General features: G+C 72.0%; 23 protein-coding genes and 1 tRNA gene. 4 read left to right on the forward strand and 20 right to left on the reverse strand.

What is annotated here, in order from left to right; genetic code table 11:
- Nucleotides 1-33: 33 nt before the first annotated feature.
- The 14 genes from ACQ143_RS03860 to ACQ143_RS03925 all read right to left on the reverse strand — a co-directional run bounded on the left by ACQ143_RS03860 (nucleotide 34) and on the right by ACQ143_RS03925 (nucleotide 12,538).
- A complete protein-coding gene (locus ACQ143_RS03860) occupies nucleotides 34-918 on the reverse strand; it encodes a M48 family metalloprotease (protein ID WP_449569381.1) in 885 nt (294 codons plus the stop codon).
- A gap of 15 nt (nucleotides 919-933) precedes the next feature.
- Nucleotides 934-1,500, reverse strand: a complete 567-nt coding sequence (locus tag ACQ143_RS03865) for a LemA family protein (RefSeq protein WP_449569382.1) — start codon at nucleotides 1,498-1,500, stop codon at nucleotides 934-936.
- Nucleotides 1,501-1,577: 77 nt separating this feature from the next.
- Nucleotides 1,578-2,891 (reverse strand): D-arabinono-1,4-lactone oxidase, encoded by a 1,314-nt coding sequence (locus ACQ143_RS03870; RefSeq protein WP_449569383.1) that lies wholly within the window; start codon nucleotides 2,889-2,891, stop codon nucleotides 1,578-1,580.
- Nucleotides 2,888-4,123, reverse strand: a complete 1,236-nt coding sequence (locus ACQ143_RS03875) for an alanine racemase (protein ID WP_449569384.1) — start codon at nucleotides 4,121-4,123, stop codon at nucleotides 2,888-2,890. Before ACQ143_RS03875 ends, ACQ143_RS03870 begins: the two co-directional genes overlap by 4 nt.
- Before the next feature lie 23 nt (nucleotides 4,124-4,146).
- Nucleotides 4,147-4,222, reverse strand: a tRNA-Leu gene (locus tag ACQ143_RS03880).
- Between the two features lie 29 nt (nucleotides 4,223-4,251).
- A complete protein-coding gene (locus ACQ143_RS03885; RefSeq protein ID WP_449569585.1) occupies nucleotides 4,252-5,640 on the reverse strand; it encodes an NAD(P)/FAD-dependent oxidoreductase in 1,389 nt (462 codons plus the stop codon).
- A gap of 33 nt (nucleotides 5,641-5,673) precedes the next feature.
- Nucleotides 5,674-6,960: a S8 family serine peptidase gene (locus ACQ143_RS03890; protein WP_449569586.1), complete on the reverse strand. Its 1,287-nt coding sequence runs from the start codon at nucleotides 6,958-6,960 to the stop codon at nucleotides 5,674-5,676.
- A complete protein-coding gene (locus ACQ143_RS03895) occupies nucleotides 6,960-7,484 on the reverse strand; it encodes a DUF501 domain-containing protein (protein WP_449569385.1) in 525 nt (174 codons plus the stop codon). The genes ACQ143_RS03890 and ACQ143_RS03895 overlap by 1 nt, the downstream gene beginning before the upstream one ends.
- 51 nt (nucleotides 7,485-7,535) lie before the next feature.
- The gene (locus ACQ143_RS03900) at nucleotides 7,536-8,051 is read right to left on the reverse strand and encodes an FtsB family cell division protein (RefSeq protein WP_449569386.1); all 516 of its coding nucleotides are present in this window, start codon (nucleotides 8,049-8,051) and stop codon (nucleotides 7,536-7,538) included.
- Between the two features lie 31 nt (nucleotides 8,052-8,082).
- Nucleotides 8,083-9,363 (reverse strand): phosphopyruvate hydratase, encoded by a 1,281-nt coding sequence (gene eno, locus ACQ143_RS03905; RefSeq protein WP_449569387.1) that lies wholly within the window; start codon nucleotides 9,361-9,363, stop codon nucleotides 8,083-8,085.
- 121 nt (nucleotides 9,364-9,484) lie between these two features.
- Entirely contained in the window at nucleotides 9,485-10,153 is a 669-nt protein-coding gene (locus tag ACQ143_RS03910; protein ID WP_449569388.1) for an O-methyltransferase, read from the reverse strand.
- Between the two features lie 60 nt (nucleotides 10,154-10,213).
- Entirely contained in the window at nucleotides 10,214-11,155 is a 942-nt protein-coding gene (locus tag ACQ143_RS03915; protein ID WP_449569389.1) for a CPBP family intramembrane glutamic endopeptidase, read from the reverse strand.
- Nucleotides 11,152-12,174, reverse strand: coding sequence for a DUF1648 domain-containing protein (locus ACQ143_RS03920; RefSeq protein ID WP_449569390.1), 1,023 nt, complete (start codon nucleotides 12,172-12,174; stop codon nucleotides 11,152-11,154). The genes ACQ143_RS03915 and ACQ143_RS03920 overlap by 4 nt, the downstream gene beginning before the upstream one ends.
- Nucleotides 12,164-12,538, reverse strand: a complete 375-nt coding sequence (locus tag ACQ143_RS03925) for a GntR family transcriptional regulator (protein ID WP_449569391.1) — start codon at nucleotides 12,536-12,538, stop codon at nucleotides 12,164-12,166. The genes ACQ143_RS03920 and ACQ143_RS03925 overlap by 11 nt, the downstream gene beginning before the upstream one ends.
- An 89-nt stretch (nucleotides 12,539-12,627) precedes the next feature.
- Between ACQ143_RS03925 and ACQ143_RS03930 the strand changes: the two genes are divergently transcribed.
- Both ACQ143_RS03930 and ACQ143_RS03935 read left to right on the forward strand, forming a co-directional pair.
- Nucleotides 12,628-13,101: a DUF4442 domain-containing protein gene (locus ACQ143_RS03930; protein ID WP_449569392.1), complete on the forward strand. Its 474-nt coding sequence runs from the start codon at nucleotides 12,628-12,630 to the stop codon at nucleotides 13,099-13,101.
- Nucleotides 13,102-13,148: 47 nt separating this feature from the next.
- Nucleotides 13,149-14,396 (forward strand): APC family permease, encoded by a 1,248-nt coding sequence (locus tag ACQ143_RS03935; RefSeq protein ID WP_449569393.1) that lies wholly within the window; start codon nucleotides 13,149-13,151, stop codon nucleotides 14,394-14,396.
- Here ACQ143_RS03935 and ACQ143_RS03940 read toward each other — a convergent pair whose 3' ends face one another.
- The 5 genes from ACQ143_RS03940 to ACQ143_RS03960 form a co-directional block, all read right to left on the reverse strand.
- Nucleotides 14,397-14,564 (reverse strand): methionine/alanine import family NSS transporter small subunit, encoded by a 168-nt coding sequence (locus tag ACQ143_RS03940; RefSeq protein WP_449569394.1) that lies wholly within the window; start codon nucleotides 14,562-14,564, stop codon nucleotides 14,397-14,399.
- The gene (locus ACQ143_RS03945; protein ID WP_449569395.1) at nucleotides 14,561-16,141 is read right to left on the reverse strand and encodes a sodium-dependent transporter; all 1,581 of its coding nucleotides are present in this window, start codon (nucleotides 16,139-16,141) and stop codon (nucleotides 14,561-14,563) included. Before ACQ143_RS03945 ends, ACQ143_RS03940 begins: the two co-directional genes overlap by 4 nt.
- Nucleotides 16,142-16,266: 125 nt before the next feature.
- Complete coding sequence (hisS, locus tag ACQ143_RS03950; protein WP_449569587.1) at nucleotides 16,267-17,532, reverse strand: histidine--tRNA ligase; 1,266 nt, start codon at nucleotides 17,530-17,532, stop codon at nucleotides 16,267-16,269.
- 156 nt (nucleotides 17,533-17,688) lie between these two features.
- On the reverse strand, nucleotides 17,689-18,405 hold the full coding sequence (locus tag ACQ143_RS03955; RefSeq protein WP_449569588.1) for a MazG family protein: 717 nt from the start codon (nucleotides 18,403-18,405) through the stop codon (nucleotides 17,689-17,691).
- A gap of 113 nt (nucleotides 18,406-18,518) precedes the next feature.
- Nucleotides 18,519-19,688: a Na+/H+ antiporter NhaA gene (locus ACQ143_RS03960; RefSeq protein WP_449569396.1), complete on the reverse strand. Its 1,170-nt coding sequence runs from the start codon at nucleotides 19,686-19,688 to the stop codon at nucleotides 18,519-18,521.
- A 107-nt stretch (nucleotides 19,689-19,795) separates the two neighbouring features.
- On the opposite strand from ACQ143_RS03960, the gene ACQ143_RS03965 reads away from it, so the two are divergent.
- On the forward strand, nucleotides 19,796-22,462 hold the full coding sequence (locus tag ACQ143_RS03965; RefSeq protein WP_449569397.1) for a phosphoenolpyruvate carboxylase: 2,667 nt from the start codon (nucleotides 19,796-19,798) through the stop codon (nucleotides 22,460-22,462).
- Between the two features lie 17 nt (nucleotides 22,463-22,479).
- Here ACQ143_RS03965 and ACQ143_RS03970 read toward each other — a convergent pair whose 3' ends face one another.
- Nucleotides 22,480-23,079, reverse strand: coding sequence for a gamma carbonic anhydrase family protein (locus tag ACQ143_RS03970; protein ID WP_449569398.1), 600 nt, complete (start codon nucleotides 23,077-23,079; stop codon nucleotides 22,480-22,482).
- Between the two features lie 253 nt (nucleotides 23,080-23,332).
- Here ACQ143_RS03970 and gdhA point away from each other — a divergent pair, with 253 nt between their 5' ends.
- Nucleotides 23,333-24,691, forward strand: coding sequence for an NADP-specific glutamate dehydrogenase (gene gdhA / locus ACQ143_RS03975; protein ID WP_449569399.1), 1,359 nt, complete (start codon nucleotides 23,333-23,335; stop codon nucleotides 24,689-24,691).
- Nucleotides 24,692-24,707 lie beyond the last annotated feature (16 nt).

Consider the following 24,707-nt stretch of genomic DNA (forward strand, 5'->3'; position numbering starts at 1 on the left):
GCGCGTGCGTTCCGCGTTCCGCATGTGTCACCGTCAGAAGCGGTCGGCCATGCGGGTCAGCCGGGCGATGCGATCGGGAATGGGCGGGTGGGTCGCGAACAGGCGGGTCAAGCCGCTCGGGCGCAGCGGGTTGCGCAGCCACAGGTGCGCCGTGGAGGTGTGGGCGCGCCGCAGCGGGGTGTCATCGCCGCCGATCTTGGCGAGGGCGGATGCCAGGCCGTCGGGGTCGCGCGTGGTCATGGCCCCCGTCGCGTCGGCCAGGTACTCGCGCTGGCGCGAGACGGCCGCCTGGACCACGCCCGCCAGCAGGGGCGAGACGATCGCGGCGACCACGCCGAACAGGAGGAAGATCACAGCCGCCTGGTTGTTGCCCGCGCGGCGACCGCCCAGGAACGCGAACCGCAGGAACAGGTCGGCGAGGATGCCGACGGCCACGACGAGGCCGAACACGATCGTCGAGACCCGGATGTCGTAGTTGCGGATGTGGGCCAGTTCGTGGGCGAGCACCCCGTCGAGCTCACGGTCGGTGAGCCGTTCGAACAGACCGGTCGTCACCGTGATCGCCGCCTTGTCGGGCGTGCGGCCGGTGGCGAAGGCGTTCGGAGACGGGTCGGTGACGACGTAGAGCGCCGGCATCGGCGTCCCGGTCGTGATGCACAGGTTCTCGACCAGGCGGTGGAAGCGCGGCGCGTCGGCCCGGGTGACCTGCTGCGCGCCGGACAGCGCGAGGGCCTCGCGGTCGGCGCAGAAGTACTGGACGGTCGCGTACCCGGCGGCGAACACCAGGATGAAGGCCGTGATCCACCAGTTGTTACCCGCCAGCCACCCGGCCACGACGCCGATCAGGCCGAGCGCCAGGAGGAACCCGATGAGGATGAACCAGGTGTTCCGCTTGTTGCGGGCGATCGCCGAGTACATGGCTGCCCGGCGGGGTCAGAACTGGATGCGCGGCGGTTCCGCGATCGCGGCCCCGTCGACCACCTCGAAGAACTCCCGCTCGGTGAAGCCGAGGTTGCGGGCGAAGAGGTTGTTCGGGAACACCTTGATCTTGGTGTTGAGCTCGCGGACACCGCCGTTGTAGAAGCGGCGGGATGCCTGGATCTTGTCCTCGGTGTCGACGACGGCCTGCTGCAGCTGCAGGAAGTTCTGGCTGGCCTGCAGCTGGGGGTACGCCTCGGCGACCGCGAACAGCGACTTCAGCGCCTGCTGCATGTGGCCTTCGGCGACGCCCGCCTCACCGGGCGACGACACCGACAGGGTCTCGGCTCGCGCGCGTGTCACGTTCTCGAAGACGGCCTTCTCGTGCGCGGCGTAGCCCTTGACCGCCTCGATGAGGTTCGGCAGCAGGTCGGCGCGGCGCTTGAGCTGGACGGTGATGTCGCTCCACGCCTCATCGACGCGCACATTGAGCGCGACGAGCGAGTTGTAGGTGGCCCAGAGGTAGATGCCGACGATCACGACCAGACCGACGACGATCAATACCGGGATCAGCCATTCCATAGCACTCCCATCGTTGTGCTCCCAATCCTATCGGCCACCGCCTGACCGCCGCCGGAGCGGGGGCCATCTCTCAGCGGTTACTCACCGAGCACGCGCTCGAGGTACGGGTTGCCGAACGTCCGGTCCGGATCGAGCCGGTCGCGCAGCGCGACGAAGTCGTCGAAGCGCGGGTAGCGCTCGCGCAGCGTCGCGGCGCGCTGGGTGTGCATCTTCCCCCAGTGCGGCCGGCCGTCGTGGGCGGCCATGATCTCCTCGACCGCGGCGAAGTACTCCGCCGGGTCGGCGCGCACGTACCGGTGCACGGCGATATAGCCGGTGTCGCGACCGTGGGCGGTCGACAGCCACAGGTCGTCGGCGGCGGCGGTGCGCACTTCGACCGGGAACTCGATACGCCAGCCGCGCTCGTCGATCAGCGCCCGCAGCCGGGTGAACGCGGCGCCCAGCTGCGCGACCGGCAGGGCGTACTCCATCTCCCGGAAGCGGACCCCGCGGGTGGTCGTGAACACGCGGTGGGAGCGGTCGGAGAACGACCGGCGTCCCCAGACCGCCGCCGAGGCGCGATTGATCGTCGGCACCAGGGGCGGCGCGATGCGGCCGACCGTGCACACGGCCTGATGCACGCCGGTGCCGATGAGCCGGTCGTCGACCCAGCGCCGCAGCGGCGAGAGGGGCGCCAGCGGTTCGGTGGCCGGCATCCGGGTGTTCGTCTTCGTCTGGGCCCGGTCGGTGTGCGGGAACCAGTAGAACTCGAAGTGGTCGGCGGCCGCCGTGCGGTCGGCCAGGGCCGCGACGACGTCATGGACCGGCTCGGCCTGCTCGACGGCCCGCAGGCCGAACGCCGGCACGCACTGCAGCGTGACGTCGACGAGCACGCCCAGCGCGCCGAGGCCGAGCGCGACGGCGGGCAGGAGCTCCTCGTCGTGGTCGTCGTCCACCCGCAGCAGCTCACCGTCCGCGGTGACGAGGGTGGCGCCCACGACCTGGGTGGCGATGCCGCCGAAGCGCGCTCCGGTGCCGTGCGTGCCGGTGGAGATCGCGCCGGAGATCGACTGCCGGTCGATGTCGCCGAGGTTGGCCATGGCCAAGCCGTATGGGCGCAGCAGTGCCGGGATGCGGTGCAGGCGCGTGCCGGCCAGCAGGGTGACGCGGGCGCGGTCCGGGTCCACGGACACGAGGCCGGACAGGTCGGACAGGTCCAGCAGCACGCCGGGCGCCACGGCGATGCCGCTGAAGCTGTGGCCGGCGCCGACCGCTTTGACCTGCAGGCCGCGCGTGGCCGCCGCCTGCACGGCGCGGCGCACAGCCGCGACCGTCGAGGGGTACTCCACCCGCAGTGGGCGGATCTTCTCGGTGCGCCCCCAGTTCTGCCACGCCCCTCCCGGGCGGGTCACAGGAAGCTCTTCCCCTCGCCCCGGTACGTCGGGGCCTCTCCCACGATGCGGTCACCGGAGGTGAGCACGTAACGGTCGACGCGTTCGGCGAGCTCGCCGCTCTTCGCGTGGCGGAACCACACCCGGTCGCCGACGTGGAGGGCGCGGGCGGTCAGTCCCTGCAGCGGGGTCTGCACCTCGCCGGCCCCTTCCCGCCCGAGGGTGCGCAGGCCCTGCGGCCAGACCGCGAGCGGCTGCCGGGAGGCGACCGGCGGGCCCGAGGCGATCCACCCGCCGCCGAGGACGGTGGCGATGTCGGGTGCGGGTTTGCGCACCACGTCGAGCGCGAACGCGGCGGCCGGCGCGGGGCTGAACGCGCGGTAGAGGTCGAACAGGTGACCGGCCAGCAGCCCGCTGCCGGCGGTGGTCTCGGTGACGGACGGGTCGGATGCCGTGGACTCGAGCGACCCGGTGCCCCCGCCGTTGACGAATTCCAGTGCCGTGACCTCGCGCAGTGCGGCGACGATGGCGGCCCGGCGCTGCGCCAGCTCCTCCCGGGAACGGCGCTGCATCCAGCGGACGACGGCGTCGCCCGATCCGGCGTCGTCGGGCTGGCCGGCCACCTGCGCTTCGTACATCATGAGCCCCACCAGCGAGAATCCGGGCCGCTGCGCGATCGCGCGGGCCAGTCGCGTCACCTCCGCGACGTCGTGGACCGGTGAGCGGCGCACGCCGATGTGTCCGAGCACGGGCGCGCGCCAGGAGGCGTCGGCGTCGATGGCCACGCGGATCGCCGGGCGCGACCGGGCGGGCGCCACCGCGTCGACGAGGTCGAGCTGGGCGAGGTCGTCGACCATGAGGGTGATGCGCGCGGCGGCCCGCTCGTCGGCGGCGAGGGCCGCCAGGGCGGCGCGGTCGGCGGTCGGGTAACCCAGCACGATGTCGTCGTGATCGGCGGCGAGCCACAGTGCTTCCGGCAGTGTGAAGGCGAGGATGCCCCGATACCCCGGCATCGCCAGCGCGGCGTCGAGCACCTCGCGCACCCGGACCGACTTGCTGGCCACGCGGATGGGGACGCCGGCCGAGCGCACGACCAGGTCGAGGGCGTTGTGGCGCAGCGCGTCGACGTCGATCGCCGCGACCGGGCCGGGCCGGTCGGCGACGGCGGCGGTGCGGGCCGCCCAATAGCGCGCGGGCGTGCGCCAGGGTTCACCGGCTGCCACGTCGGGCCCGGCGAGCAGGTCGAGGGTCATGTGTGTCAGCCTACGACGCGCGCTGGTACCCCCGCTGGGACTCGAACCCAGACTGAAGCGATTTTAAGTCGCCTGCCTCTGCCATTGGGCTACGGGGGCGTCCCCCGATTATGCCGCAGGAACCGGGGTCACCTGGATGCGACGGGCGCCTTCTCGGCCGGAGCCTTGGCGGCACCGGCATCCGCGTCGGGGGCGACGGGACGCGGGCGCGCGGCGAACTCCTCGAACACGTAACGCGGGTTCTGCACCGTCTGCAGCGACACGTTGTCGCGGGTCAGCCAGAAGTTGTGCCACCAGTCGCCGAACACCCGCCACTTGCGCTCCCACGACGGCATCGCCAGACCGTGGTAGCCGCGGTGCGCGAGCCACGCGATGAAACCCTTGAGGGCGATGTTCCCGGACTGGAAGACCCCGTTGTACAGGCCCAGTCCCGCGACGGCGCCGAGGTTGTTGTGGATGTACTCCTTGGGCAGCTCGCCGCGCAGCACCGCGACCAGGTTCTTCGCCAGCAGCTTGGCCTGGCGGACCGCGTGCTGCGCGTTGGGCACGCAGTAGCCGCCCACGCCGTTGCCGGTCAGGTCGGGCACCGCCGACACGTCACCGGCGGCCCACGCGCCCTCGACGACTTCCTCCGCCGTGCCCACCCGGAGGTCGGCGCGGGTGCGGATGCGTCCGCGCTCTTCGACGGGCAGGTCGCTGCCGCGCACGACGGTCGGGTTGGCCATCACGCCGGCGGTCCAGATGATCAGCTCGGTGGGCAGCACCTCACCGGTGGACAGCTCGACGTTGCCGCCGACAGCGCCGGTGACCTGCGTGTCGAGGTGCACGTACGCGCCGCGCTTGGCGAGGTCCTTCAGCACCCATTCGCTCGTCTTGAGCGAGACCTCGGGCATGATGCGGCCCATCGCCTCGATGAGGTGGAAGTGCGTGTCTTCGAAGCGCAGCTGCGGGTAGTCCTTCAGCAGCGAGGATGCCAGGGCGCGCACCTCGGCGAACACCTCGATGCCGGCGAACCCGCCGCCGACGACGACGACGGTCAGCAGCCGGTCGCGCTCGGGGCCGGGAGGCAGGTTCGATGCCCGGTCGAAGTTGGTGAGGATGCGGTCGCGGATGGCGACGGCCTCTTCGATCGTCTTCAGCCCGATCGCGTTGTCGGCGATGCCGGGGATCGGGAACGTGCGCGAGACGGCACCGGCGGTGACGACGATCTGGTCGTAGTCCTCTTCCCACCCGTCGCCCACCTCGGGGGTGATGGTGGCGACCTTGCGCGCGTGGTCGATGCCCGTGACCTTGGCGGTGATCACCCGCGTGCGCTTGAGGTGACGCCGCAGGCCGACCACGACGTGACGGGCCTCGATCTCGCCGGCGGCGACCTCGGGGAGGAACGGCTGGTACGTCATGTACGGCAGCGGGTCGACGATGGTGACCTCAGCCTCGCCCTTGCGCAAGTGCTTCTCGAGTTTCCACGCGGTGTAGAACCCCGCGTAGCCCCCTCCGACGATCAGGATCTTGGGCACGGTGCTGGTCACGGTCGGAAGAACTCCTTGGAATCAACTGCTTGGCGAACGCGGGTGGCGCGCCGATCGGATGCGTCGGACAGCAGCGGTGACGCCGAGCCCAACCAGTATAGCCGCGAGTGTTCCCCCCAGCAGAGGCACCGTACCGTACATAAGCGTCTGCGCGCTCGGCAGCAGCGGCGAGGTGGCCTCGCTCGGCGGCTCGGCGACCGGCAGCGGCGGCACCTCGACGGGGGTCACCGTGGGGGTCGGCGCGGGAGCGGCCTCCCCGCGTCGATATACCCGGATCCAGTCCCTGAGACTGCCCATCGGGTTGGCGTCCACGCGCGGCACCGTCGCCGATACGGCGCGGTCGGCATCGACGATGCCGTAGCCGTAGAGACGGTCGGGGACGCTCCGAGCGCCCGGCGCCGGGCGGGCGGTCTTGATGATCCGGTTGATCACATTCGCGGCATCCAGCTCGGGGTGCGCGGCGCGCACCAGCGCGGCGATGCCGGCCACGATCGGCGCGGCGCCGCTGGTGCCCTGCCAGATCACCACGGTGCCGTCGGCGGAGACGCCCAGCAGTTCCTCGCTCGGGGCGGAGATGCCGACGGTGATACCGGCGGTGGAGGCCTCCCGGCTGGCCCGGCCCGACTTGTCGATGCCCGCGACCGTCAGCACGCCCGGGATCGTCGCCGGCGCGCCGACCCGCTCGGTGCCGGTGCCGCGGTTGCCGGCGGCGACGATGACGACCGCGTCGTGCTCGTACGCGTACAGGAACGCGTCGTCCCAGCTCTCGTCCCAATCGAGCGTGTTCGTGGTGAACGAGAGGTTGATGACGTCGGCGCCGTTGTCCACCGCCCAGCGCATGGCCTCGGCGACCTGCTCGACGAAGGGCACGGATGCCGAGGACCCGAACCCGATGGATGCCGACAGCAGCGAGGCCTCGGGAGCGACGCCGATCACGCCCGTGTCCGGGCCGGTGCCGCGGCCGGCCGCCAAGGAGGCGACCCAGGAGCCGTGACTGGCATCGACCACGCCGACCGGGGTGCGCCCGTCGGCGGCGCCGACGCCGGAGAAGTCCTTGCCGGCCACCACAGCGCCCTCGAACTCGGTGCGGCCACGGGCGATGCCGGTGTCGATCACCGCGATGCGCTGCCCGGCCCCGCGGGTGACCTCCCACGCATCGGTGATGCCGAACTCGTCGAGCCAGTACTCGGCCGACCGGGCCGGGTCCGGGGGTGGTGGCTCATCAGGCGCGTCGACGGGCGCGGCCGCCGCGCCGGTGAGGAGCGCGACGGCGGTCAGCACCGCCGTCGCCGCCGCCGCGCGGCGCATCACGACGTCGGCCCCACCTCGGCGGGCTGCGCACAGGTGCACCGCTGCGGCGACCAGTCGCTGCGGGCGAGCGCACGGTCGCCGATCGGGTTGACGCCCGGCCCGGCGGCCAGGGCGTGGGCGGCCACCGCGTGCAGGCACTTGACGCGGGTGGGCATGCCGCCGGCGGAGACGCCCTCGATCTCGGGCACCTCGCCGTGGGCGGCGCGGTCGGCGAGGTAGGCGGCGTGGGCGGCGGCGTAGGCGGCGGCCAGCTCCTCGTCCTCGGCCAGTTCGTCGTTGAGCTCACGCATGACGTGCGTGGCCTCGAGCGCGGACATGGCGGCGGTGGCCCCGGGATGGGTGAGGTAGTAGAAGGTGGGGAACGGCGTGCCGTCGGGCAGCCGCGGCTCGGTCGCCACGACGGTCGGGTTGCCGCACACGCACCGGGCAGCGATGCCGATGACGCCGCGCGCCGGCCGGCCCAGCTGCCGGCGCAGCGCCTGCAGGTCTGCGGCGGTGGCGGGAGTCAGCGTGGGGGGCACCGCACCAGGGTACCGGGCCGTTGCTGGGTCGATGCCCAGCGTGTCGCCGGTTCAGCCGTCGGCGCCGCCGGTGACGCTGACCGAGCGGGCCAGTCCCGCACCGGTCACCGAGCGCACGAGCTGCGACATCCAGTCGTTGGCGGTCTCCTCGACCTCGTCGCTGACGGCGACCTGTTCGGCGGGCACTGTGCCGGCCGGCAGATCGTCGTCGATGAGGTACACGACCTCGCCGGGTTTGACGTAATAGAGGCGTTCGCGGGCCTGCGAGGTGATGTAGGCGGGGTCGGCCCACTGCTCACGCTGGGCTTCGAGTGCAGCGACCTCCGCCTCGGTGAGCCGCACCGACTCTTCGAGCGCCGCGATGCGCTGCTGCTGGTCGACGTAGGTGCCGATGGTGGGCACGAGGACGAACGCGGCGAGCACCACCAGGGCGAGCATGATGCCGGTGAAGGCCGACAGCCGGACCCGTGCCATCCAGTCCCGCACATCCACGTTGGGTGCAGTGCGGGCGGCCGGGCCCCGGCCCGGAGCCGGGGTGCGCGAAGAGGGAGCCGTCGGTCGTTGCACGGCTCCCTCCTCTCGTCGTCAGTGCGGCGCGTCAGCCCTGGAAGCGGGGGAACGCCCGGCGGCCGATGAACTCCGCCGCCTCGCCCAGCTCCTCCTCGATGCGCAGAAGCTGATTGTATTTCGCGACCCGCTCGCTGCGGGCGGGCGCGCCGGACTTGATCTGACCTGCGCCGGTGGCCACGGCCAGGTCGGCGATGGTGGTGTCCTCGGTCTCGCCCGAACGGTGCGACAGCATGGCGGTGTAGCCGGCGCGGTGGGCCATGTCCACGGCATCCAGCGTCTCGGACAGGGTGCCGATCTGGTTGACCTTCACCAGCAGGGAGTTGGCCACGCCACGGCTGATGCCGTCGGCCAGACGCTGGGGGTTGGTGACGAACAGGTCGTCGCCGACCAGCTGGGTCTTGCTGCCCAGTGCCTCGGTCAGCGCCTTCCAGTTGTCCCAGTCGTCTTCCGCGAGCGCGTCCTCGATGGTCACGATCGGGTAGTCGGCGACGAGCCCGACGTAGTACTCGGTCAGCTCGGCGGCGGTCCAGTCCTTGTTGTCGAGGCGGTAGACGCCGTCGGTGAAGAATTCGGTGGCCGCGACGTCCAGGCCCAGGGCGATGTCGCGTCCGGGGGTGAAGCCGGCCTTCTCGATCGCACGCATCAGGAAGTCCAGGCCCTCACGGTTGCTGGGCAGATCGGGGGCGAAGCCGCCCTCGTCGCCGAGGCCGGTGGCGAAGCCGGCGGCCTTCAGCTCGCCCTTGAGCACGTGGTACACCTCGGTGCCCCAGCGCAGCGACTCGGAGAAGGTCTCGGCGCCGATCGGCGCGAGGAAGAACTCCTGCATGTCGATGCCGTTGTCGGCGTGCTCGCCGCCGTTGATCACGTTGAACAGCGGCACCGGCAGGATGTGCGCGTTCGGTCCGCCCAGGTAGCGGAACAGCGGCAGGTCGGCGCTGTCGGCGGCGGCCTTGGCGACGGCCAGGCTCACGCCCAGGATCGCGTTGGCGCCGGCGCGCGACTTGTTGTCGGTGCCGTCGGTCGCGATGAGGATCTCGTCGACGACGCGCTGATCGCTCGCCTCGACGCCCTCGATGGCAGGGCCGAGCTCGTCGACGACGGCCGAGACCGCCTTGAGCACGCCCTTGCCGCCGTACCGGCCCTTGTCGCCGTCACGCAGCTCGTACGCCTCGAACGCACCGGTGGATGCGCCGGAGGGGACGGCCGCGCGCTGGACGATGCCGTCGTCGAGCAGCACCTCCACTTCGACGGTCGGGTTGCCACGCGAATCCAGGATCTCGCGTGCGCCTACAGCCTCGATCAGTGCCACAGGGGACTCCTTGCTTGTGGAAGGTGGATCATGGGAGCATCGTCGGTCCGCGTCCGAGTCTAGTGAAGTGGATGCCAGGGCCACAGGCCGTGTGACGCGCGCGGCCCGTCACGGCGGAGGATCAGACGACGAGCGCGACGGCGACGCCGTCCCACCCCTTGGCGTCGAGCGTCTGCAGCGCGGTCGCGTCGAAGCGCGGGTCGGCGCCGAGCATCTCCAGCGCCCGGCGGGTGCCGACCACGTCGGGCCGGGCGCTGCCGGGGTCGGCGACCGCCCCGCCGCGTCCGACGTTGTCGACGACGACCACGGTGCCGGGGCGTCCGAGCCGCACCGCCCAGTCCAGGTACAGGGTGTTGGACTCCTTGTCGGCGTCGATGAACACGAGGTCGAACGGCTCCCGGTCCGCGAGGGTGGGCAGCACGTCGGCTGCGCGTCCTTCGAGGATCTCCACCCGGTCCCCCACGCCGGCCGCGTCGAGGTTCGTGCGGGCGATGCGGGCGTGGGCGGGCTCGGCCTCGATGGTGGTCACCGTGCCGTCGGCCGGCAGCGCCCGGGCGAGCCAGGTCGTGGAGTAGGCGCCGAGCGTGCCGATCTCGAGCACCCGCCGGGCGCCGGCGATGCGGGCCAGCAGGTGCAGGAACTTGCCGTTCACGGGCGCGACCTCGATCGCCGGCATCCCCGCGTCCTGCTGCCGCGCGACCGCGGCTTCGAGAGCCGGATCGTGCCCGACGAGCGTGTCGCTGAAGTAACGGTCGACGGCGCGCCAGCCGTCGGGGGTCGGTTCGGTCATGCGCTCAGCCAACCGGGCGGCCCGCACCGCGTCAAGGCGGGGCGGCCGCGTCGACCCCCGTCAGCGCCCACCCGGCTGCGGCTGCCGCCGGAACTGCCCGGTGGCGGCCAGCACGGCCACCACGACGGCCAGCACGCCCCACGCGACGACACCCAGCGGACCGACCAGCGCCATGTCGGGCGTCTCCCCCGCCGCCACCAGCAGCAGGACGAGCCCGGCCACCGCGTTGAGCGACCCGTGTGCGAGGGCGGCGGGCCACACTGACGCGCTGCGCAGGCGCAGCCACCCCAGTAGCACGCCCCAGGCGACGCAGCCGCCGACCATCAGCAGCAGGCCCGCCAGGTCGGGGCGGCCGAAGTTGTAGCCGAGCAGGATGACCGGCGCGTGCCACAGGCCCCAGACGGCGCCGCTGAGCAACAGTGCGGGCCACGTGCCGAGCGGCAGCAGGGCGGGCAGCAGCCAGCCGCGCCACCCGATCTCTTCGCCCGCGGCGGGGATCACGTTCAGCAGCGCCCCCACCGGGATGAACGCCAGCTGCGTGGCCACCAGCAGCTGCACGGGCGGCAGCGGCGTCCCTTCGGGGACGACGGCGGCGAGCTGCTCGGCGAACCCGGAGAACCCGGCCAGATCGAGGCGGACCAGTCCGATGGCCGCGGTCGCCAGCGCGATGGCGGCGACGAGGACGATCGGGGCGACCAGGGCGATCGCCAGCATCCCGATGAACCGCCCCGCCGGGCGCAGCGGCCACATGCCGAGGAAGCGCAGTCGCCCCGTCGGCGGGGTCTTCATCCCGAACACCACGAGCAGGGTTGCGAGGGTGGGCGTGAGCATCATGAGGGCCAGCAGCGGCGGGGCCCAGGGGTTCGCCAGGCCGCGATCGAGCCACAGCGGCAGCGCCGCGAGCCACGCCAGCCCGAAAGAGGTCAGGACGAAGACGGCGACGGCGCGCCACGGCACGCGGTCGGGGACGACGCCGCCGCCGGCTGCGGGTGCGGCCGTCATCGGTGGGCCTCCGTCGGGCGCGTCGTCTGCGCCCGCGCGGCGAGCGCACCCAGCACCGCGGCGCCGGTGTGCGCGTCGTCCACGGTGACGGTGAAGGTCTTGCCGCTGCGGCGGCGCACCTCGATGCCGGGGCCGGTGCGCAGCACGACGCCGAACCGGCCCGCGGGGCCCCACCGCAGCCCCCACCCGCCGAACTCGGCCATCGGGTTGACCTCGACGACGGCGGCCTGGGTGACCTCTTCGAGCGGCACCCGCATCCGCGGCCAGCCCAGCGCCGAGGTCACCGTGAGGCCCTGGTCGTCGACACGCACGTGGTAGACGAGATTGGCGGCGACGAGCAGGCTCACCAGCACCATCAGCACGGACGTGAGCCACAGGGCGACGGCCTCGGTGGTGGCCACGGCGGTGATCACGGTCACGGCACCGGTCACGACGAGGGCCGCCAGCAGAACGAGGACGCCCGAACGCGACATCGTCGCCCGCTGCAGCCAGACCGCCCGCTCCCCCGGGGACAGCTGCGTCGGCACCGCCGGAGCGGGCGTCGGTTCGAAGCGCTGCCGCGGCTGCGCGAACCAGCCGGCCACCGTCACCACGGCCGCGGCACCCCCGGCGGCCGCCAGCGGCACCCAGATCGACGGGCCGGCGGCCGCGTCGGCCAGCCCGGCCTGCCGGACGGTGGACACCGCCACCAAGACGGTCAGCAGCGTCGACAGGCCCAGCGCGGTCGCCCCCAGCAACCGGTACGCCCCGCCGCGGTCACCGCGCCGCAGGGCGGGCAGGGTCAGCAGCGCCAGCAGCAGCGGGATCCCCAGGCCGCTGCCGGCCAGCAGGACGATCGGCACCCAGGGCGGGCCGAAGGCGTCGGGAGCGCCGCCGGCGTCCCAGTGCGTGGCCACCGGATCCGGGAGTGCGGGCAGTGCCGCGAGCATCACGACCACCCCGCTCGTGACGATGACGGCCGGCAGCACGACCGCGACGAGCACGAAGCGGGTCACGATGCGGCGGGTCTCAGCGGGCATACGGGGTCTCCTCGGTGCGGACGGCGTCGGTGATCAAGGCGGCGAGGGTGTCGGCGGTCAGCCCGAGGGCGCGCCCCTTCGCCGCGAGTGCGACGATGTCGCCGTGCAGGCTCGTGAGCTGCGTGACCGCGTCGGTCAACACGGCGCCGCGACCGCGGCGCATCTCGACCAGTCCCTCGTCGCGGAGATCCTGATAGGCGTGGAGCACGGTGTGCAGGTTGACGCCGAGGGAGGTCGCGACATCGCGGGCGGCGGGGAGCCGCTCCCCCGGCCGCAGCCGGCCGGCCGCCGCATCGGTGCGGATCGATGCGGCGATCTGGGCGAACAGGGGCACCGCACTGTTCGGGTCGATGCGCACCAGCATGCGTCGATTCTATAACAACTAGAACATTGCGTGGTGCCGGGAGCCCCGCCGATGTGCGGACGGGGACGCGGCCCCGCAGACTGGCATCCATGCGCATCACTCCCCGGCGGCTCGCGATCGGCATGAGCCTGTGGATCCCGAATCTGTTCTCCGGCATCCGCGTGAAGCGGTTCGCACCGGACTGGACGTCGGCGACCGTGCAGCTGCACGTGAACGTCTTCACCCGCAACTATGTGAAGACCGCGTTCGGCGGGTCGATGTCGGCGATGACCGACCCGTACTTCTTCATGCTCGTGATGCATCAGCTCGGCCGCGACTACGTCGTGTGGGACACCCGCGGCGAGATCGAGTTCGTCAAGCCCGGCCGCGGCGTGCTCACCGCACATTTCACGGTGCCGCCCGAGAAGGCGGCCGAACTGCGCGAACGCGCCCGCGGCGGGGCGAAGGTGCTCGAGTGGTTCGAGACCCGGATCGTGGATGCCGACGGCGACGTCGTGGCGCGCGTGCGCCGCGAGGTGTACGTGCGGGAGAAGCGACGGGTGACCGAGGCCGCGGCCGGGTGAGCCCGGCGGTTCACCTTGCGGTGGCGGCGACCGGCTAGGGTTCGCCCATGACCGCTCCCTCGCTCTCACGCCGGCTCGGCCTCGCCGACGCCGTGCTCATCGGCTTGGGGTCGATGATCGGGGCCGGCGTGTTCGCGGTATTCGCGCCGGCGGCCGCGGCTGCGGGATCGGGGCTGCTGATCGGGCTGGGCATCGCGGCGGTGGTCGCCTTCGGCAATGCCACCTCGACCGCGCAGCTGGCCGCGGTCCATCCCACCTCGGGCGGCGTGTACGCGTACGGGCGCGCGGAACTGGGCCCCTGGTGGGGCTTCATGGCCGGCTGGGGCTTCGTCATCGGCAAGCTCGCCAGCTGCGCCGCGATGGCCCTCACCTTCGCCGCCTATGCGGCGCCGGCCGGGTGGGAACGGCCGGTGGCCGTGGCCGCGGTCGTGGCGTTGGGCGCGGTGAACTGGTTCGGCATCACCCGCACCGCGCTGGCCACGCGGATCATCGTCGTGATCGTGCTCGCGGCGCTGGCGGTCGCTGTGACGGCCGGAGCGGCGACCAGTGCCGGTGATGTCTTCCCGGCGCTGGACGGCATCGGCGACACCGGCGCATACGGCATCCTGCAGTCGGCGGGGCTCATCTTCTTCGCGTTCGCCGGCTATGCGCGCATCGCGACGCTGGGCGAGGAGGTGCGCAACCCCGCCCGCACGATCCCCCGGGCGATCGTGGCCGCGTTCCTCATCGCCCTGGTCGTCTACGCCGTGGTCGCCGTGGCTGTCCTGGCCGTGCTCGGGCCGGAAGAGGTGGCGGGCTCCACCGATCCGGTGGCGGCGATGGTCGCGGCCTCCGTCTGGCCGTGGGCGGAGCCGGTGGTGCGGCTCGGGGCCGCCGCCGCCAGTCTCGGGGCGCTGCTCGCGCTGATCGCCGGTATCGGGCGCACCGTGTTCGCGATGGCCAGAGAGGGCGACCTGCCGCGGCCTCTGGCGGCGGTGCACCCCCGCTGGCGCGTGCCGCACCGCGCCGAAGCGCTGGCGGTGACCGTCGTGGTGGTGCTGGTCGCGTTCGCCGACCTACGGCTGGCGATCGGATTCTCCTCGGTCGGCGTGCTGCTGTACTACCTCATCGCGAACATCGCCGCGTTCGGGCAGCACGGCCCCGCCCGGCGCTACCCGCGCGCACTGCAGGTGGTCGGCGCCGTCGGCTGCGGCGTGCTGGTGGTCACGCTGCCGTGGCAGGCGGTCGCCGCCGGCGTGGCGGTGTTCGCGGTCGGCATCGCCTACCGGCTCGTCCGGGTGCGACGCCGCAGGTGATCAGGTGTCGTGCTCGATGATCCCGGCATCCTCACGGTGATCGTCGATGCCCCCGGCCGGATACTCGCCGCGCTCGGGCCGCCGACGCAGGTACACCGCGCTGACGACCAGCCCGCCCCACACCAGCAGGATCGAGATGATCAGGAAGACGATGGCGATCGCGGTCACGATGCCCCCTCCTTCGCGTACGTGGGCGGCAGCGCCGGCCAGGGCCGGTAGTCATCGGGCGATCGGTACCAGGGCAGCAGCGAAGCGACGACGGCGATGATGACGATGACCGCGACCGCGCCCCAGCCGAACAGGGTGAGGTACCAGCCCGGCAGGTCGCTGTACCCGTCGACGATCAGGGTGACGATGCGCGAGATCAGCATGTAGCCCAGCACGACCGGCGCCAGGATCCCGACCAGCGCGATCCACGACCGGCCCACCCGGAACGTGGAGACGGCGTTGAGGTGGTCGCGCAGCTCGGGGCCGCGCCGCAGCACCCACATCACGAGGATCGTCATGATGACCGCGGACGCGACGATGCCGACGTTGTTTGTCCACTGGTCGACGACGTCCAGCGCCAGCAGGCCGGTCGTCGTCGAGAACCCGAGGATGGACAGCACGGCCGAGACCACGCCCACCCCGATGGCCGCCGCGCGCACCGACAGCCCGAACTTCTCCTGCACCGCCGCCGACACCACCTGCAGGACCGACACGAGCGAGGTGAAGCCGGCCAGCGCCAGCGATCCGAAGAACAGGCAGCCGAACACAGCGCCGCCGGGCATCTGCGACACGATGGCGGGGAACGTCATGAAGGACAGTCCGACGCCGGTGAGGTTCTCGAGCTGCTCGACGGCCACGCCCTGCTGGAAGGCGAAGAACCCGAGGGTGGCGAACACGCCGATGCCGGCGAGCAGTTCGAACGACGAGTTCGCGAACGCCACCACGAGGCCGGGGCCGGTGAGGTTCGAGCGGCGCCGCCGGTACGAGGCGTAGGTGATCATGATGCCGAACGCGATCGACAGCGAGAAGAAGATCTGGCTGTACGCGGCGATCCACACGTTCGGGTCGGCGAGCGCGGTGAAGTCCGGGGTGAACAGGGCGTTCAGGCCGTCGGCGGCGCCGTCGAGGAAGAGTGCGCGGACGACCAGGATGAGGAAGGCCACCAGCAGCACCGGCAGCGCCCACGCGTTGGCGCGCTGCAGGCCCTTGGCCACCCCGGCCGCCATGACCACGATCGTGATGATCCAGATGGCCGCGAGCGGGATGAGCACGGCGGGCACGAACTCGAGGCTGAATCCGGGTTCGCTGACGCGCACGTACTCCTGCGTGAAGAACTTCGCCGGTTCGTCGCCCCAGCGCTGGTCGAACGAGAAGACGAAGTAGCTGACCGCCCACGCGATCACGACGGTGTAGTACAGCCCGATGACGAACGCGATCGCGACCTGGAACCAGCCGAGCGTCTCGAGCCCGCGCCCGGCCCGGCCGCCCAGGCGCCGCAGCGCCGTGGGCGCGGCCCCGCGGAACCGGTGCCCGATCGCGTAGTCGAGGAACAGGATCGGGATGCCGGCGGTCAGCAGCGCGACCAGGTACGGGATGAGGAATGCTCCGCCGCCGTTCTCGTACGCGACGCCGGGGAACCGCCAGATGTTGCCCAGTCCCACCGCCGAGCCGATCGCGGCGATGATGAACCCGATCTGCCCGGTCCACTCCTCACGGGGAGCCCGGGCACGGGCCGTTTCCGGCGACGTGTCGGCCATGACATACCTCCGCTCCGCGCGCCGGACGGGTGCGTGTCCGCGCTGCCGTGCACGGCACGCTACCACCGCCCCGGCTCCGCCGCGATCCCCGTCCCGGGGTGGACGCCGGGCGGTTGGCTGCGGGGTCAGCTGAGGGGCTTGAGGTCCAGCTCGGCGCGGGTGGTGCCCGCCGACACGGGCGCGAACGACGTGTAGCCGTCGGCGGCGGCGCGTTCGAGCAGCGCCTTGAGGTTCTTGGTGCGCTGTTCCAGCCGCACCCGCGCACCCTCGGAGATCAGCGCCGCCTTGAGCGCGGTGAGCTCGGCCACCGGGACGTCGCGATCGTGGACCAGCACGACGGCGGCACCGGTATCCCCGGAGTCGGCGGCGACAAGGTCGACCAGTCGCTCGAAGCCGAATGAGAAGCCCACGGCGGGCACATCCTGGCCGAGGAACCGCCCGATCATGCCGTCATAGCGGCCGCCGCCGCCGAGCGAGTAGTCCACGGACGGGTGCGCGAGCTCGAAGATCGTGCCGGTGTAGTAGCCCATGCCGCGCACCAGGAACGGGTCGAAAACGAGCGGCACGCCGCCGGGCTCATCGGTGGTGCGGGCGGCGGCCACCGCCTCGCCGATGCCGACCAGGTGCGCGATGACGTCGTCGGCAACGCCCTCGGGCAGGGCCTTGCGGATCTGTGCCTCACCGAACGGCACGTACTCGAGGGTCTGCGGCCGCAGCAGGAAGGCCCGGAACGCGGCCACCGCGGCGGCGTCCGCACCGCGCTCGGTCAGCTCGGCGACGACGCCATCTGGTCCGATCTTGTCGAGCTTGTCGATCGTGATGAGCACGCCGGGGCGCTCGTCGGCGGCGAACCCGAAGGTGTCGAGCATGGCGTCGAGTGCGCGGCGGTCGTTGATGCGGATCGAGCCGCCCTCCAGGCCGAGCGCGTCGAGCGTGTCGAGGCCGGCGACGAGCAGCTCGGCCTCGGCGCGGGCGGACGGATCGCCGATGATGTCGATGTCGCACTGCACGAACTGGCGGTAGCGGCCCTTCTGCGGGCGCTCGGCGCGCCACACCGGCGCGATCTGGATGGCGCGGAACACCGTCGGGAGCTGGCCGCGGTGCGTCGCGTAGAAGCGGGCCAGCGGCACGGTCAGGTCGTACCGCAGTCCCAGGTCGCTGAGCGCCGCGGGGTCGGCGGCCCCGGCGCGGATCGTCTCGGCATCCATCCCCCGCTTGAGGACGTTGAACGCGAGCTTCTCGTTGTCGCCCCCGATGCCGGCGTGCAACCGGGAGTAGTCCTCGACGACCGGAGTCTCGATCTCGTCGAAGCCGTGCGCACGGTAGCGCTCGCGGATGACGGCGAGCACGCGCTCGCGACGGGCCTTGTCAGCGGGGAGAAAGTCGCGCATGCCGCGCGGCGGGTTCACGGATGCCACGGGCCCATTGTTCCAGGTCTCGCGGCGTCGCGATTGTTCGTCCGGGCTGCACCGGCACGACCCGGAGCGCCGCGCGGGCGCGGGCTTCGCCGGACCGTACCCGCGTCGACGGCGTGGGCTTCGCCGACGCTACGCCGCGCCGCCACCCGCTTCGTCGGCGCGGATCTCCTGCTCCAGCAGCCGCAGACGCTCGCGCAGCGCCCGCTCCGCATCCCACCCCCGGCTGCGTGCCATGGCGACCAGGTGCAGCAGCGCGTCGCCGAGCTCCGCCTCCGTCCCCGGCCCATCTGCGCCTCCGTCCCGGTCCCCATCCCCGCGAGAGAACAACTGCGCGCCGAGAGTACGGGAATCACCCGTACCCTCGTCCTCCCGTTGTTCTTTCGCGGTCTGGGGGGTCGAGGGCGTGGGGGTGGAGGTGGGGAGGCGGGCGGCGCGGGAGAGCAGCTTCTGGGCCAGTGCGAGCGAGGGCATGTGCGCGGAGACGCCGTCGAGCACACTGGTGCGCGTGCGCTTCTCGGCGGCCTTGGCGGCGTTCCAGTGCACGAGCACCTCTTCGGGCGTGGTCGCGACCGCGTCGCCGAACACGTGCGGATGCCGGCGCACCATCTTCGCGGTCAGCCCGCGCGCCACGTCGTCGATGCCGAAGGGCTCCTCGCCGTCGCGCGCAGCGATCTCGGCGTGGAACAGCACCTGCCACAGCAGGTCGCCGAGCTCTTCGCGCAGGTCGTCACGACTGCCGGACTCCACGGCGTCGATGAGCTCGGCCGACTCCTCGACGAGGTAGGGCACGAGATCGCGGTGGGTCATCCGCTGCGACCACACGCACCGGTCGCGCACGGCGCGCATGGTCTGCGCCGCCTCGCGCAGCGGATCTACCCCGCCGTCGCTCACGCCGCCGCCATCCCTCACGCCGTGCCCGTTGGCGCTCCCGCCGTCGCTCACGCCGCGCCCGCCGTCGGTCACGTCGCGGCCGGCGGCGCCGCCACCGGGATCGGATTGCGTCGGTAATGCCATGACCGCCACGATACGAGCACCCCGGCGATCACGAGCGAGATCATCGAGCCCACCAGCACGCCGAGCGTGGCCTGGTCGCGGGTTCCGGCGTCCCCGGCGAAGGCGAGCTCGGACAGCAGCAGCGAGACCGTGAACCCGATCCCGCCGAGCGCCCCGGCGGCCAGCAGGTCGCCCAGCGGAAGGCGGACGTCCCCGTGGCGCCGGCCGACGCGCTGCGAGATCCAGCCCGCCGCCGTGATACCGACGATCTTGCCCACCGGCAGCGCGACCACGACCCCCCAGAACGCCGGTGACAGCTCACTGGGCGACACCGCCGGGATGACCACGAGCGCCGACGAGAACGCGAACAGCGGCAGAACCACGCCGTTCACCCACGGTTCGAGCGCGTGCCGCACCCGCAGAGCCGGGGTCTGCACCATGAGCAGCCCCAGGGCGACGCCGGCGATGGTGGCGTGGATGCCGGACCGGTACACGAAGTACCAGGTCGCCACCGCGACGAGGACCATCACGACGGCGATCGGCAGCCGGGCGCGCGTGTCGAGCAGACGACTGAGCACGGCGAACACCGCCAGGGCGACGATCGCGGCGACGATCATGCCGAAGTCGATGTCGGTGGTGAACAGCACCGCGATGAACACGATCCCGACGATGTCGTCGAGGATCGCGAGCGCGAGCAGGAAGATCCGCAATCCCGACGGCAGTCCGCGCCCGAACACGGCCAGCACACCCAGGGCGAACGCGATGTCGGTCGCGGTGGGGATCGGCCACCCGGAAGCCGCCTCGGTGCCGTGCGCGAACAGCACGAACACGAGGATCGGCACGACCACGCCGCCGGTGGCGGCGATCGCCGGCTGCAGCGCCTTGCGGGGCGAGTTCAGCTGACCGCTGGTGAGCTCGAACTGCAGCTCGACCGCCACGACGAAGAAGAACACCGCCAGCAGCAGGTCGGCCACGACATGACCGACCGACATCGTGAACACGCCCGGGATGCCGACGTAGGCCGCGCGGAGAGAGAGGGCCGCGTCGCCCGCGGCCGAATTGGCCACGATCAGCCCCGCCACGGCGGAGCCCAGCAGCATGACGGCGGGGAAGCGTTCGGAACGGAGCAGGCTCATGGGATCCTTCGGGGTCGCCGGACAGGTGCCGACCAGGCTTCCCGGCTCACCGCTACCGAGCGTAACGCGTGCCGGGGGCGTCCTCACAGCCGGTTAGCGTGGAACGCATGCCCGAACCCACTCCCACCGAAGCCCTCGATCTGGTCGGCCGCGGCGACGCCGAGCAGGAGCTGCCTGAACGGATGCGCGCGGACGTGCGCCTGCTGGGGAGTCTGCTCGGCCGCATTCTGCGTGAGAGCGGCTCGCCCGGCCTGTTCGAGGACGTCGAGAGACTGCGCCGCGCCACCATCGACGCGTACACCGACGAATCGCCCGAGGCCTTCGCCCGCGCCGAGCAGATCGCCGAGTCGTTCTCCGTCGCCCGCGCCCACGAGGTGGCCCGGGCCTTCACCGTCTACTTCCACCTGGTGAACCTCGCCGAGGAGAACCAGCGGGTGCGGGTGCTCGCCGAGCGCGACGGCCGGCCCGACTCGCAGGATGCCGGTGACTCGGTCATCTCGGCCTTCGCCCACCTGTCGGCCGAGGTCGGCGCCGAGGAGGCCACACGCCGCCTGCGCGCACTGCGGTTCCAGCCGGTGTTCACCGCGCACCCCACCGAAGCGCGCCGCCGGGCCGTGTCCAACTCCATCCGCCGCGTGGCCGGGCTGCTGCGCGAGTACGACGCCGCACCGGCCGACGGGGCGGCAAGGCGCCGGGCACAGCGCCGCCTGCTCGAAGAGATCGACACGCTGTGGCGCACGGCGCCCCTGCGTGCGGCCAAGCCGACCCCGGTCGACGAGGTGCGCGCGATCATGGCCGTCTTCGACGAGACGCTGTACACGGCCGTGCCGCACGTCTACCGCCGTGTCGACGACGCCCTGCAGGGCACCGCGGCCGGGGCGCGCTCCCCCATCGTGCAGCCGTTCGTGCGGCTGGGCACGTGGGTGGGCGGCGACCGGGACGGCAACCCGTTCGTGACCGCCGCGGTCACCAAGAAGGCGGCCGCCATCGCCGCCGAGCACGTGCTGCGCGGCCTGGAGCACAGCGCCGAGCGCATCGCGCGGACGGTGACCACGTCGGCCGAGTCGACCCCGCCCAGCGCGGAGCTGACCGCCCTGTGGCAGCGGCTGGCCGCCGCCGACGAGGACGGCGCTGCCGATGCCCGCAAGCGTGCCGGGAACGAGCCGCACAAGGCGGTGCTGCTGCTGCTGACCCGCCGCATCGTGGCGACCCGCACCCGCGACGCCGATCTGGCCTACCGCGACCCGGAGCATCTGCTGGCCGACCTGCGCGTCGTGCAGGACTCGCTCGTGGCCGCCGGCGCCCCGCGCCAGGCGTTCGGGCACCTGCAGCAGCTGCTGTGGCAGGTCGAGACGTTCGGGTTCCACCTGGCCGAGCTCGAGGTCCGGCAGCACTCGGCCGTGCACGCGAAGGTGCTCGCCGAGTGCCGCGCCGGCGGGCCGCTCAGCGAGCAGGCGCAGGAGGTGCTCGAGGTCTTCCGGGCGATCGCGCACCTGCAGAAGCGATTCGGGCCGCGCGCCGCCGGGCGTTACATCGTCTCGTTCACCCAGTCCGCCGAAGACCTCGCGGCGGTGCACGAACTGGCCCGCTACGCGGTCGGCCCGCAGGGCACCCCGCCGGTGCTCGACGTGATCGGCCTGTTCGAGACCTTCGCCGACCTGCAGGCCGCGCCCGCGATCCTGGACGAGATCGTCGACCATCCCGCGTTCGCCGCACGACTGGCCGCCACCGGCAACCACTACGAGGTGATGCTGGGATACTCCGATTCGTCGAAGGATGTCGGCCCGGTGGCCGCGAACCTGGCCCTGTACGAGGCGCAGGCCCGGATCTCCGCCTGGGCACAGCGTCGCGGCATCGCCCTGACGCTGTTCCACGGGCGCGGCGGCGCGCTGGGCCGCGGCGGCGGTCCCGCGAACTCCGCGATCCTCGCACAGCCGCCGCACTCGGTCGACGGGCGCTTCAAACTCACCGAGCAGGGCGAGGTCATCTTCGCCCGCTACGGCGAGCCGGCGATCGCCATGCGCCACATCGACCAGGTGGCGGCCGCCACGCTCCTGGCATCCAGCCCCTCGAACGAGCAGCGCAACCGTGCGGCGGCCGAACGTTACGCGGCCATCGCCCACACCATGGACGTCGCCTCCCGCGAGCGGTTCTTCGCGCTGGTCAAAGCCCCCGGTTTCGCCTCCTGGTTCGCCACGGTCACCCCGATGGAGGAGGTGGGGCTGCTGCCGCTGGGCTCCCGCCCCGCCCGCCGCGGACTGTCGGTCGAGTCGCTCGAAGATCTGCGTGCGATCCCGTGGGTGTTCGCCTGGTCGCAGGCGCGCATCAACCTGGCCGGCTGGTTCGGGCTGGGGTCGGCGCTGGCCGCGGTCGGCGACGAAGAGCTGCTTCGCGAGGCCTACGCACAGTGGCCGCTGCTGCGCACGGTCGTCGACAACGTGGCGATGAGCCTAGCCAAGTCGGACGCGCGCATCGCGCGCCGCTATCTCGAGCTGGGCGACCGCGACGACCTGGCCGACCTCGTGATGGCCGAGATGGCGCTGACCCGCGACTGGGTGGTGCGCGTCGCCGGCGGCGGCGAGTTGCTCGCCCACAAGCCCGTGCTGCAGCGCGCCGTCAAGATGCGCAGCCCCTACGTCGACGCCCTCTCGCTGCTGCAGCTGCGCGCCCTGCGCACCCTGCGCGGCGCCACCGGCGAGGTGCCCGAGGACTGGCGGCGCCTGCTGCTGCTGTCGGTGTCGGGGGTCGCGGCGGGCCTGCAGAACACCGGCTGACATGCCGGCGGGGTGCTTCAGTCCACGCGACGGTCGTGGCGGTGCCGCGCCAGTGAGGCGCCGTACCGTTCGGCGAGCTGCACCATCAGGTCGGGGGTGTCCCGGTCGAGTCCGAACACGTACCCGGGGAAGTCGAGTTCGTGCTGCAGCGCCCAGATCTCTTCGTGCTTCTCCGGCGGCAGCAGCTGCGCCGGGTCGCCCACCGCGACCCAGCCGATCGGCACGACTGATTCGGGCGGCAGCACGGTGCGCAGATGGACCACCGCGTTGATGCGCACCTCGCTGTGGGCACCGATGCGGGCCCCGTTGAACACCCGCGTCCCCGTGGCCAGGAACACCTCGTCGGCCACGGTCGCCCCCGAGATGGATGCCATCGGCCCCACCAGCACGTGCGATCCGATGTGCACGGGGTGGGCGGCGCTGGCCCGCACGAGCGCGTTCTCCATGACGATGACGTGGTCGCCCAGGGTGATCGGACCGCCCTCCGCGGTGATGACCGCGCCGTGGAGCACCTGGCATCCGGCCCCGATGGTCACATCACCGGAGATCACCGCGGTGGGGGCGACCACGGCGTCCGGATGGATGCGGGGCGCCGCCCCGAGATGCTCGAACTGCACGGTGTCTCCCTCCCGGGCGCCCTCGCCCGTTGCCGTCAGCGTAGCGCGGTCGATGACATCGAGTCCGACGAATGGGGCGTGAGGGGTTATGGTGGATCGACCCCTTTTGGTGCACCACGCATTCCGCGTGCCCGTGTCGGCCGCACACCCCGCAGGCCCTCGACCGCCCAGTGAACCCGCAGGGCAGGGACGCATCAGCGCCGTCGCAGTCGCGCAAGGGGAACTCAAGACCCTCGGCAAGAAAGCTCCACCTGTGCCTGAAACCCTCGTCGCTCTGCCCCCCATCGTCCGTGATGTCTTCGACAGCGTGGTGGCCCGCAACCCCCACGAGCCGGAGTTCCAGCAGGCTGTGCACGAGGTGCTCGAGTCGATCGCCCCGGTCATCGAAGAGCACCCGCAGTTCGCGGAGAACGGCATCCTGGAGCGCATCGTCGAGCCCGAGCGCCAGATCATGTTCCGCGTGCCGTGGATCGACGACGCCGGCAAGATGCAGGTCAACCGCGGTTTCCGCATCCAGTTCTCCTCCGTGCTCGGACCGTACAAGGGCGGCCTGCGGTTCCACCCGTCGGTGAACCTGTCGATCATCAAGTTCCTCGGCTTCGAGCAGATCTTCAAGAACGCGCTGACCGGTCAGGGCATCGGCGGCGCCAAGGGCGGCAGCGACTTCGACCCGCACGGGCGGTCGGATGCCGAGATCATGCGCTTCTGCCAGTCGTTCATGAGCGAGCTGTGGCGCCACCTCGGCGAGCACACCGACGTGCCGGCCGGTGACATCGGTGTCGGCGCGCGGGAGATCGGCTACCTGTTCGGCACCTACCGCAAGATCACCAACCGCCACGAGTCGGGCATGTTCACCGGCAAGGGCGTGCAGTGGGGTGGCGCCGAGGTGCGCACCGAGGCCACCGGCTACGGCACCGTGTTCTTCGCGCAGGAGATGCTCGCCGTGCACGGCGAGTCGTTCGAAGGCAAGCGCGTCATCGTCTCCGGCTCCGGCAACGTCGCCATCTACGCCATCGACAAGGCCCGCCAGCTGGGCGGCCTGCCGGTGACCGCCTCGGACTCCTCGGGCTACATCCTCGACGAGGCCGGCATCGACGTGGCCCTGCTGCGCCAGCTCAAGGAGGTCGAGCGGGCCCGGATCTCCGAGTACGTCGTGCACCGGCCCACCGCGCGGTTCGTCCCCGGCGCGCAGCCGTGGGAGGTGCCCGGTAAGATCATCCTCCCCTCGGCGACCCAGAACGAGCTGGGCGAGGAAGCGGCCCACATGCTGATCGCCGGCGGCGCGCGTGTCGTGGCCGAGGGCGCCAATATGCCCACCACGCCGGCCGCCGTCACCGCGTTCCAGAACGCGGGCGTGCTGTTCGCGCCCGGCAAGGCCGCCAACGCCGGCGGCGTCGCCACCTCGGCGCTGGAGATGAGCCAGAACGCGGCACGGCAGCGCTGGAGCTTCGCCGACAGCGAAGCCAAGCTGCAGGCGATCATGAAGGACGTACACGACGCCGCCTTCGACGCCGCAGCGCGCTACGGTCACCCCGGCGACTACGTCGTGGGCGCCAACTGTGCCGGTTTCGAGCGGGTCGCCCACGCGATGGTCGCCCAGGGCGTCATCTGACCCGGACGCCGCCTTC

Source organism: Microbacterium pollutisoli (genome assembly GCF_053586795.1).